This is a genomic window from Acetobacter thailandicus (assembly GCF_011516655.1).
Lineage (GTDB): Bacteria > Pseudomonadota > Alphaproteobacteria > Acetobacterales > Acetobacteraceae > Acetobacter > Acetobacter thailandicus.
In genome coordinates, this window is sequence record NZ_WOSV01000019.1 from 1 (window position 1) to 10,712 (window position 10,712).

Annotated in this window: 9 protein-coding genes and 4 pseudogenes; 3 read left to right on the top strand and 10 right to left on the bottom strand. The window is 50.1% G+C overall.

The window, feature by feature from the left end:
* Positions 1-186: 186 nt before the first annotated feature.
* The gene (locus GOB58_RS12310) at positions 187-813 is read right to left on the bottom strand and encodes a recombinase family protein (RefSeq protein WP_173560384.1); all 627 of its coding nucleotides are present in this window, start codon (positions 811-813) and stop codon (positions 187-189) included.
* A 221-nt stretch (positions 814-1,034) separates the two neighbouring features.
* Between GOB58_RS12310 and GOB58_RS13405 the strand changes: the two are divergent.
* A pseudogene (locus GOB58_RS13405) lies at positions 1,035-1,151 on the top strand (IS5/IS1182 family transposase); the annotation flags it as partial.
* Positions 1,152-1,413: 262 nt separating this feature from the next.
* Here the strand turns inward: GOB58_RS13405 and GOB58_RS12315 are convergent.
* A complete protein-coding gene (locus GOB58_RS12315; protein WP_173560385.1) occupies positions 1,414-1,887 on the bottom strand; it encodes a hypothetical protein in 474 nt (157 codons plus the stop codon).
* Positions 1,888-2,325: 438 nt separating this feature from the next.
* Between GOB58_RS12315 and GOB58_RS13155 the strand changes: the two are divergent.
* Positions 2,326-2,860, top strand: a pseudogene (locus tag GOB58_RS13155) (IS5 family transposase); the annotation flags it as partial.
* Positions 2,861-2,937: 77 nt separating this feature from the next.
* On the opposite strand, the gene GOB58_RS12325 reads toward GOB58_RS13155, so the two are convergent.
* Positions 2,938-4,314, bottom strand: a complete 1,377-nt coding sequence (locus GOB58_RS12325) for an IS1182-like element ISGdi16 family transposase (RefSeq protein ID WP_173560386.1) — start codon at positions 4,312-4,314, stop codon at positions 2,938-2,940.
* Between the two features lie 71 nt (positions 4,315-4,385).
* On the opposite strand from GOB58_RS12325, the pseudogene GOB58_RS12330 reads away from it, so the two are divergent.
* Positions 4,386-4,571, top strand: a pseudogene (locus GOB58_RS12330) (transposase); the annotation flags it as partial.
* Positions 4,572-4,645: 74 nt separating this feature from the next.
* Here GOB58_RS12330 and GOB58_RS12335 read toward each other — a convergent pair.
* The 7 genes and pseudogenes from GOB58_RS12335 to GOB58_RS12365 all read right to left on the bottom strand — a co-directional run.
* The gene (locus GOB58_RS12335) at positions 4,646-5,641 is read right to left on the bottom strand and encodes a hypothetical protein (RefSeq protein WP_173560387.1); all 996 of its coding nucleotides are present in this window, start codon (positions 5,639-5,641) and stop codon (positions 4,646-4,648) included.
* Positions 5,641-6,753, bottom strand: coding sequence for a DUF3696 domain-containing protein (locus GOB58_RS12340; protein ID WP_173560388.1), 1,113 nt, complete (start codon positions 6,751-6,753; stop codon positions 5,641-5,643). Before GOB58_RS12340 ends, GOB58_RS12335 begins: the two co-directional genes overlap by 1 nt.
* A complete protein-coding gene (locus GOB58_RS12345; RefSeq protein ID WP_173560389.1) occupies positions 6,750-7,937 on the bottom strand; it encodes a DUF262 domain-containing protein in 1,188 nt (395 codons plus the stop codon). Before GOB58_RS12345 ends, GOB58_RS12340 begins: the two co-directional genes overlap by 4 nt.
* A 423-nt stretch (positions 7,938-8,360) precedes the next feature.
* A complete protein-coding gene (locus GOB58_RS12350; protein WP_173560390.1) occupies positions 8,361-9,032 on the bottom strand; it encodes a DUF6118 family protein in 672 nt (223 codons plus the stop codon).
* A 42-nt stretch (positions 9,033-9,074) separates the two neighbouring features.
* The gene (gene vapC, locus GOB58_RS12355; RefSeq protein ID WP_173560391.1) at positions 9,075-9,467 is read right to left on the bottom strand and encodes a type II toxin-antitoxin system VapC family toxin; all 393 of its coding nucleotides are present in this window, start codon (positions 9,465-9,467) and stop codon (positions 9,075-9,077) included.
* Positions 9,464-9,658: a type II toxin-antitoxin system VapB family antitoxin gene (locus GOB58_RS12360; protein WP_173560392.1), complete on the bottom strand. Its 195-nt coding sequence runs from the start codon at positions 9,656-9,658 to the stop codon at positions 9,464-9,466. The genes vapC and GOB58_RS12360 overlap by 4 nt, the downstream gene beginning before the upstream one ends.
* Positions 9,659-9,712: 54 nt before the next feature.
* Positions 9,713-10,712 (bottom strand): annotated as a pseudogene (locus GOB58_RS12365) (Ti-type conjugative transfer relaxase TraA); the annotation flags it as partial.

Here is a 10,712-nt window from a genome sequence, read left to right on the forward strand (position 1 = left end):
CATTATGAGCTGCGGGAGCTGCTTAACGGTTTTTGTTATGTAATCCGTTACGGTATTGCGTGGCAGGCGATGCCGAACGATTTTCCTCCGTAGGCTGCTGTTTACCAGCAAGCCCGGCGCTGGATGAAAGCGGGATATACACCATAGCCTTCGCAAATTTCATGCTGAAAAATGCAGCCAGACTGCTCACCCAAAGTGCATAACACCCTTTAGAATTTTCTTTCCATCCGGTCGCAATTCTCCGTTGGGGGATACATGTCTGTAGAGCGTCTGGCGTGTGATGCCTAATTCTTTACAAAGGTCAGATATCTTCGTTTCTGCCTGACCCATTGCAGCTAAAGCCAGGCGCACTTTCGAGGGGGTCATTTTAAAAGGACGCCCCCCTTTTCGGCCTCGTGCCCGCGCCGAGGCAAGCCCTGCTATTGTTCTTTCAGTGATCAATTCTCTCTCAAATTCGGCAAGTGCCGCAAAAATTCCAAACACCAGTTTTCCCGCCGGGGTTGTCGTGTCAATGGTTGCACCATGGCCGCTCAACACCTTTAGTCCGATACCTCGTCGGGTCAGGTCATGTACGGTATTAATCAGGTGATGAAGATTGCGCCCAAGGCGATCCAACTTCCAAACAACCAGAACATCTCCCGGTCGCAGTGCTTTCAGACAATTAGCCAGACCAACACGATCTTCCTGCTTGCCAGAAGCCCGATCCTCGTAAATTGCTTCTGCTTCGACACCGGCATCAATCAAAGCATCATATTGCAAGTCAGTTACCTGCGAGCCATCTGCTTTCGAGATCCGTGTATATCCTATGAGCATCTGTAGTCTTGTCACTTATACGTTCGATTAAATGACAATATGCCGCAAACATCATTTCCTGTCAAAAATTGTCATTTAACCCGTAATTATATCTATGACTTACAAACGGTTATTCGTAAAAATAATATGACAGAAAATGTTTTGAGGATGTTATGTACTTTCTTTGGTGAGCATTGCAGAACAGATGGATGAATAATCCGCGTTAATCATATCCGTCTGATATCAGTGATGAAGAGCGGTCTCTGATTGTTCCGTATCTCCTTCTTATGAAGGGAGATACGGAACAACGCCATCATGAGCTGCGAAAGCTGTTCAATGGTCTGATCCGTTACGGTATTACGTGACGGACGATGCTCTGGGGAATCTTCTGGCTCTGCACGTCACTCCGGTGAACAGGTATGACCCCCGCTATCCCATTTAAACCCTTCCAGAAAAACCACGATGCGACCCTTGATACACCGTGGTTTCAGGTTGCCCTAATTAGACTATAGACTATTTGGTTCAAGCTAATTTGAATGAAAGAAATGGGGGGGAGAGCGGAGCGTCCGATTTCAGGCTTAGGCTGTGGAAAGTAGACCTCTTAGCTCACTTCTTTTTGTCTTAATTCGACGGTTCGTGACGATTTTTAGTGCCTGGATCTGAACAACTTGTATCGGCCGATATGTAATCGCTAATCACTATCCTTTTATTACTTTGGTCTCTTGAGGCGAACGGACTGGGGCTCTCGCGGAGGTCAATAAATGATTTAGCAGATCTGAGAGAAAAAGCTGATACCAAAGAAAATTTTGAAGTCAATAAAACAAATGGGTATATTTTTGCGCCTTCGCTCTGGATAAACAAAATTATAGCAGAAGCAATTCCTAAGTTAACATAAATAAAGTCTAACCTCGCAGTTAACCATTTCGAAAATTTTTTTATATGATCTTCTTTTATGAATTCTTCGCTTGCTTCCGCTTCTATTCCTAAAACCAAAGATATATACATTATAGCCTGAAGCGGAACTTGAAAGTAAAGAAATATCGAATTCTTTTCATATAAATACAAAGCAGATAGAACTAATACAAAAAACGCCATAAATCTAAATATCCAGGTAAATTTATTTATATTAATTTTTTTAAGAAAATTACTAATATGTGGCCTCTTCCACTCAATATATAGAATCGAGTGTATCTTTAATGGGTTATAAATATTTTTTATTGGCATTTTTAATTTTTACCTTTATGAATTTTGGGAGTTGTTTGAGAGTATCGAACATAGTGCAGTCTGTTGACGGTTCCCTGAATGTTGCCGTCCAAGTCAATTGTGTCAAATTTGGGTGCTTCAATTTAGAAAAAATCAGTCTTTGTGCGCAACACGACACGTCCGCTTTTAGGCCAAGCAAAATTGCGAACTCTCGTCTGCCAAGAGGGCGTAAGCCGCCTGTCTGCTCCTAGGCTCAGGACCTGTTAATTGATTGAACTGAGCGAGATATTGTGCTTCACAGGCTTACTGATGGAGGTGAGCCTGTGAGTGATGTATTTTTTGTTGTCTGAACGTCAGATGGAGCGGATTGAGCCATTTTTTCCTCTGACGCACGGCGTGTGACGTGCCCCGCGTGGATGACCGGCGTGTTCTGAGCGGGATCGTTTATGTGATCCGCAACGGGCTTCAGTGGAGAGATGCTCCAAAAGCGTATGGCCCGCACAAGACCTTATATAATCGCTTCATTCGCTGGAGCCGCCTGGGTGTCTTTGACAGGATCTTTACAGCCCTGGCAGAACAGGCGGGCCGTTCGAAGCGTCTGATGATCGATGCCACACATCTCAAAGCACACAGAACGGCAGCCTCTCTGCTTAAAAAAGGGCTTTTCCCCGCCATATCGGACGAACAAAAGGCGGTCTGAACTCAAAACTTCATGCTATATGCGACGGTCAGTGACTTCAAAGGCGCAGACGTGCTTCTGGCAGATCTGCCCGGTGAGACAAAAGAGGTCATTGGGGACAGAGGCTATGATAGTGATACAATCAGGCAGTCTCTCACAGAGCGCAACATCACAGTCTGTATTCCCCCGATAGTGTTGAAAAACTCAAGGTGAAGAGTGAAAGTGTTGCCAAGCCACTTCGACATAAGTGCAGCTTTCTTGCCTCAGGTGGATAAGGCAGGCGCTCCGGGAGGTATCAGTTTCGCCATTTTGCGGAGATTTTGGGCAGCTGCGGCGAGATGGAACTCATCACGGGCGCCGTTTGGTCCTCTGAGCCTCAACCGATCGATCTTCAAAATGCGCTTGAGGTGAGCAAACAGCATTTCGACCTTCTTTCGTTCTCGTCTGGAGATAATATAGGCGTCGGTTAAAGCAATGTCGCGGGCCATATCACGAGCGCCTTCATGAATAGAGCGCAGAACCTTACGATTGGGCTGATTGGGGCAGCATTTTGGTTTGAGAGTGCATACGTCGCACGCCAGTTTCGACGAACGATATCGAAGTAGGTTGTCGGGAGAGGCATTTGGTTGATCCGAGTTGATCTTGCGCCACTGCTGCTTCAGTTCCTGTCCTCCAGGACAGACGTAAAGATCGTGCACGTGGTCATATGTGAAATCTCGACGTTCGAAAGTCCCGTCCTGCCGGGCAGATTTGTCGAAGACCGGAATGTGAGGTTCGATGCCACGCTCATGAACCAGCCACGCAAGATTTTCAGCGGATCCATAAGCTGTATCCGCAGCAAGCCTTTCGGGCCATATTCCAAATGTTTCCTGCGTACGCTCTATCATTCTGCGTTGCGCCGTAACCTCGGCCTGCCGGATGGCTGTCGTGGTTTCTACATCCATGATGACAGCCGATTTAAGGTCGATGAGGTAATTTGTGCAGTAGGCATAATAAGCAAGGCCACCGCTTGCAGCGTTCCAACGTGCCGCAGGATCGACCGGAGAGATATATTTTGGTTGCACGGGCGTAGCAGACCCAAATGCAGCATCGTCCAGCACCGAGAAATACTCACGCACAGCACGTTGGGCTGCCTCGATCGGCAGTTTATCAGGGCTCGGAACACTGCGCTGCCGATTGGCGTCGGCCTTGATCGTGCTGGCATCGACCGCAAAGCCTTCACCGCCTACCAGTCCCTTGGCGATGCACTGCCGGACGGTCATTTCGAACATTTGGCGAAGCAGATCACTCTCCCGGAAGCGTCCGTGCCGGTTTTTCGAGAATGTCGAATGATCAGGCACAGGGCCGTTGAGACCAAGGCCACAGAACCACCGGTAGGCCAGGTTAAGATGGACTTCTTCACATAGCCGTCGCTCGGACCGAATACCCATCACGTAGCCAACGATTAACATCCTGATGATCAGCTCGGGATCGATTGAAGGCCGCCCCGTGCCGCTGTAAAATGGGCGAAGATGCTCACGCAGGCCATCCAGATCGACAAAGCGATCAATTGAACGCAAAAGGTGGCCAGCTGGCACATGATCTTCAAGACGGAACTCGTAGAACAGTGCCTCCTGTATTTTTGTTCGATCACCCATCATTTGCAGGTTCCTCCTGCGAAGAGTGAATCAGTGCTTCACTCTCAAAGCAAGCGCGACTTTTTCAACACTATCCCCCGAAAAAGAACCGGAAATTCAAGCCGCCTTACGACTGGCATGCGTATAAAAAACGCCATCTGATCGAAAACATGTTCGCAAAGCTCAAAGACTGGCGACGCGTGGCAACACGATACGACCGCTGCGCTCATACTTTCATGTCTGCAATCCACATCGCAGCAAGTTTCATCATTCTATCTTAAAGAATGAGTCCTGAGCCTAGAATGGCCCACTTTTTTCCTGCTCAAATATCAAAATAGATAGAAAAAGAGGTTTGTTAAGGCAGCGGCAGGTGCTTATCAATCATGCCTATCACTACCTTATTGTCGCTTACAGAAACCGGTGCATGAAAGTGGATACGATTCTGGTGAGGTTCAAGCTTAATATGCCACTCACAATAAAGGACTTTCCCGCTAAGCACGGTCTCCCTCGCTTCCCGAGAAACCCGTTTACATCGAACGTTGGGGTTCTCCGGTGCTGCTTCAAGTTTCATGGCAGTTAACCTACGCTGGATAATTTGCTTATTAGGTAGGGTATCAGGATCTGATTGTTGTCTTTCTGATGGTTTTATCGCAGGTGGCGGATGTTTGAAAATCCACTCCCCCCAATCGTCAAGTACTGCCAGTGCATTTTTTACCCGATCTCGCAAAGCATTATAGCCGCCCACTAATTTGGCTGCGTTATTAATAACGTTGTCAACAAAGTACAAATTTGGATAAGCATGAGATGCATAGAACTGAAGATCTTTAAGATCATCTCCAACGAGCACTATGGCGTCACGCCAGAACGTCTTCCGACTCATCTCATCCGAGACGAAGTGGACTAAGGTACTTTCTGTGAGCGTTGTAGTGCTGACTATCTTGGCATCTCCAAGCGTAAAACATGCCACGGGTTTTTTTTCCAGAACCGCGAAGTGCACCCATTCAATTTCTGTATTCAGTTGAGCAGGGCTGCCCGCAACCGAAACGGCGTTGCCCTCAAATCCGATCGGCCAAGAATATGCGTCGGCGTACCTAGGCGCTTTGCTAAGCCATGCCACGAGTTCCTCCGAGAGTTCGCGGTGCGGCCAAAGAGGTCCGTTTGGCGAGAAGAGATCCCACAAAGTTAAGGTGCCGCACATGGGCCTAGTCTGAAAATCATCGCCTACGGCGACCTCTTCGTCGCGCTCGCTCGATGTTGCTATGAACGCCAGAGCCTTCTCAATCAGGGCGGCTACTTCCTTCGGAAGTATATTGTTGAAGTCCCAGTCCGCACCATTAACAATGAACGACATCAGCGTGTCCTGCGTCTAATGCGCCCGAGAGCGGAGACATCGATCTGGTACTGATCGAAGAAGCCACTTGGCCAATCCGAAAAGCTGCCTATCTCATTTATCGACAAGGTGTTATGCGTTAATTCGTCGAGATTAGTTCCATCGTTACCGAACCAATGCACAAAAGTTGAGGAAGCGTCTAGGTAGGCGTGCTCAGCGATTGCCCTACGGATTCCGTTCACTACATGATCAGAATGGGTTTCAACAATTACCTGAACGCCACGCCCAGCTAGCCACGCTAGAAAGACGCCCATTTGTGATTGTCCGGCGGGATGGAGGTGGGCTTCTGGGTTCTCGATCAAAAGAATGCCATCATTTTCAGCGATCAATCCCGCCAATACGATTGGGAGGGCATAGGTTATGCCAAATCCCATGTTTGTGGCTTTGACCCAGTTCGACCCACCAGTCCTGAAGGTCAACTCCACTACGGCCGCCCCTCCCGCCTGCCTTCCATCTACTTCGATAGGGCGTGTAATTTCGCTCAGCCACTGCTCCACCTCGTACTTAAGCAGACGAGGAGTTGCATTTGTGTACAATGGGTGAGACCGATCGACTGAACCGATTACCCTGTTTCCAAGTGAACTGAGGATATGGGCACAGAACTCGCCGTTGATTCCCACCTCAAGTTCGGCATCGGGAAGGGGTGACATCTCAGTGAATGCTCGCGGACCCAGTCGCTCTGCGCTGAGATAGCTGAACGCTCGCGGCCTGCCCGACAGGGCAAAAGGAAGGTTGTCGGGTCGTGAGGCTATATCGAGAAAAAGAGCTTCTTCCGACGACACCAAAAACTTCCATTCAACAGAAAGACGTTCTGGAAACTCAAATGAAATACCAATAGGGCTCGAGCTTCTCCAATTCAACACATCTTCTGCCGTGCCCAGTTGAAGGTTGAACGGGCCATTCAAGCTAAGCGAGGTGCCGCTTGTGGTCGAAGCCTCTTTGGCTAGAAGGAGAGCCTGGAGCAACGATGTCTTACCCGAACCGTTGAGTCCCGTGAGAAGGGTAAGCGGCCCCATTTCGAAACTGGCACTCGCAAAGCGTTTGAAGCCGTCAATCGTAATGCCATTAATCATCGTTTTAGCACCTCCTTTAGAATCTCGCGTGTGCGCGTTAAACGATATGCAACACGATAAGGATCGCCCGTACTTACGGTCACCGCTCGTACGTATTCAGGGTCATAAAACGCATCTTGGAAAGCTTTTGAAATATCACGCTGAAAAGGCATCAATTCTTGTAACTTGTAATCGGCGAGCGCATTTGCTTGCGCTTCGAAGACAGCACGATTAATCGGCCCACGGCGGTTTCCCTTGTTTACCGAGCGTCTGAAGGCGGCTGAACCAAGAATTTTGTTCGCCGCGATCATAGCGCGTTCGAAATCTCTTGCCAGCCTAACTAAATGGTTCTCGGTATTTTCAGCATGCTCTGGCGCGTCGATCCATTTTAAGAAGTTTACAAGAAAAGAATCGAGGCTTGGAAAACTACGATAATGCTCTATCGAGCTCTCACGGAAAGCGCAGAAGCGTAGCACCAACTCTCGGTTTGACATACGTCCACTGTTGCGAACTGAGCCGAGTTCACTGGTCTTTTTCCAGTAAAATCGTTCCGTTGCCAGGTCAAAAACGTTACTTTCCGACAATTCTTTAAGAAATGCGCGCGAACGGGGTCCGCTCATTGCGTGCCGTATTTCTTGCGCCGATAGAGGACTGCCTAGTGTGTTAACACGGTTAAAGATGTCGTATTTGACCTCGTCAGGGGTTTGCGGCTCAATCACATGCACGACGATCTGAGCGCTTTTAAATCTTCGGATAGAGGGAGGATCTAATTCTATGAAAGTCAGATCGTTTAAATCGGAAAGATACTCGAGATCGTTTCCCGATAAGCGATGTTCACCACGCATAAATAGGGCGACGGTTGAAAGGCGTTGGACACCGTCGACCACTTGATAGTCACCGGTATTCGACTGGTTAAAATAAAAGGCTGGCAAGGGTATGCCAAGTAAAATCGATTCGATAAGACGCGTTTTCTGACGTTCTTTCCAAACGTATTCACGCTGGAAGTCAGGCGACAAGTCGATATCTTTTTCCTCGATTTGGGAAAAAATCTCACGTAATGTGAAGTTCATGGTTGTAATCCGAATTTTCCCCGGATCCCATGGGGGTACAACATTCGTGTCTATGCGGCCGCTAGCCTGCTCTAAAACATCCAAGCCGTCGACGTCTTCTTCATGCGTGCTGTTTAACATTTCCTGCTCACTCATGACTATGCCTCCGGGCCAAATATGTTTTTTCTCAATTGATTGATTATCTTATTTATTGTGACTGAGCCATTAGGAATTGAGATAACCTTCAGCGATCATGGTGATTAGGTTGAGAAGATCGTTTTTCGATCATCTTGTTTTGTCATAACGCGTGGCGATGCATCAAAACTTCTTTAGCTTGTTGAACATCTTCTTGATACGGTTGTGGTTCCTGTAACAACCGAAATTACAGGAAATATCCTCTTTTCGGTTTGAATGTGGTGGAATTATGGGAAGAATACCTAGCACTACAGTTGCAGTTCGCTTTGTTCTCTAATTGTTCATGTTCCCAATGCTTTCCGGACGACTCGAATTTCAGGCAGTCTACGTCGAGACAACCCCGGATGAATTCCTGCGGGATATCAAATCTGACACGCAGACAGATCATTCCTGTCTGGCCTGAACAGTAATCTGACAGTTTTTCTGACCTTTTTCCAGAGATGACGCTGCTTTCTGACAGGCTGTAATCCTGTCTTTGTTGGCCTCAACCAGCTGGCTCGCCTGAATAACCTGCTGCCATCCTTCGGGATTATCGATTTCCATCATCATGGCCCCCGAGTGCCAGCGATCTTCTTCCCCCACAATAAAGGACGCCACCCGCGTTCCGACAGAAGAGGGTAAAAGCGAAGTCAGAACCGGGGATGCCCCAAGCCCCACCACAAAACACACCAGCCCAACACACAGTAACCACCAGCTCTGACGATCCTGATGACGGGAGTGGCCAATAATATGAGCAAGCTCCTGACGCTCTCCCTGAACCTCAGCTATCGCTTTCTCAAAGGCTGCCTGCATCTCCTGACTGACAGCAAGCCCGGCCTCCCGTATTCCCTTCCCATAGGCCTGCGGCGTCATTTTCAGTGTCGGACTGGCCTCAATCGCCTCCATATGTGTGCCGACCGTATTCATGGCCTTCACAACGCGGGCCAGATCCTCCGTATAATCCGGCGGCCGGTTCTCCCGCCATGCCTGCGGCAGCGCTTCCACACTGCGCCGGAGCACCGATATTTCAGCAAGCAGATCATCAAACGCGCGCTGCGCCGAACCTTCCTCTGACATCAGACGCCTTCTTTTTTCTGCATACTCTTAACCACCCCAAAATCAGACAACCCGCTCAAGCCCCAGATGTGTCACAAACGGATCAAAGTCCCGGTCACTGTAAAGAAGCCGATACCCGCTTACGATACACCGTGTGGCAATCAGGGTATCAATGGTCTTGCGGATGGTAATGCCTCTGGCGCGCAGGTCACGGAAATACCGTGCTGCCTCGATCATGACATCACGTCCTCCGATCTCAACCAGATCCAGAGCGCCAAGCAGTCTCCGCGCCTTGTTGAAATCCCGCTCGCTGGAAAAACCCTGAAGAACTTCCGTCATCATCAGATCCCCGATAGCGACAGGCTCTTCTCCCAGAAGACGATCCAGAACCTCAGCCTGTGGCGTAACCGTACCCCGGAAAAAATCGATCCAGACCGATGAATCGACCAGAATCATGCGTCAGAACGCATAGCATCGAGGTCACCCTGCCAGTCGAACTTTCCACGCAAAGTGCGGAGTTCCCGCTGCTGCTTCAGCCTGATCAGCATCCGCAACCCGAGTTCAACCGCTTCCTTCTTGGTTTTAACGCCTGATGCCCTCAGGGCATCTGTCATAAGGGTATCATCAATAATGATGTTGGTTCGCATAATGTGTATCTCCTGAGTAAATAATACACATAAATACTATCCGCCTCAAGAAGATTACATCCCCATATCCCATCCCCGATCCCGCGATCTGGAGCGCGAGAGAGAATGCTCCCGCTGAGGCGTATGTAAAGCGTGATCGAGCGCTGATCCCTTTCTGATCCCCAGTTCACGGCTTTTCTCCCGCAGGGTGGACGCAAGCTGTGTATCCCGCTTCAGATCCTTCAGTGCCACACCCTGCTGCTCGCGGCTCAGACCCTCCCACGCCTTCACAAACCGCTCAGCACGCAGATCCGGGCTCCTGCGCACCCTCTCCTCATGCTCAAGCCCCTCAACCAGTTTGCGCGCCCGCGCCGGACCTTCCAGACCATGCAGCACCTGCCCGATGTCCGGCTGATGCTTCAGCGCAGCCCTCATATCCGCTTCCCCGCCAGGCCGGACCCGCTCCAGATCCCGTACAGCCTCAGACAGCGCCTTCTTCTGATACTCCAGTAAAGGCAGCTCCTGACGCACCATGCGCTCAGCATCCATCATGGCCCGCGCATACCGCTCCACCGCCTGATGCAGAGGATCACGCCCAGGCACAAACCCGTCCGGCAGGGATGGCTCCTTCCCGCGCTTCACAGACCGCAGCTGCAGCCCCGCAAAGGGTGAAACAGGAGCCTCACGCTCAACTCCGCCACTCCCCTTACTGACCTCAGCCTCCGTCCCGTCCGGCACGTCTTTTTCTCTGATGCGACGAGCAGACCCCACGGACAGCTCCAGCCCGTCAAACATCCCGCGTTTCTGCTCTGCCGGTGCAGGCTCAGACCCATGGGTCACTTCGCTCTGCCTCTCCTGTCGAAGGCCTGAGACAGCCTTGCCGCGCGCCACCACGATCCCGCTCGCGGGGACATCAAGACCGCGCCGCTGCGCGAACCCGGCATCCTCAGCCCGGTCATGCAGGTAATCCAGCGTGGTATCCTTCAGCCGCTCACGCGACAGCCGCTTCACCAGCCCGTCCCGGTCACCCACATCATCCCGGCTCCAGTGAATGCTGACACTGTCCCGATGCCGC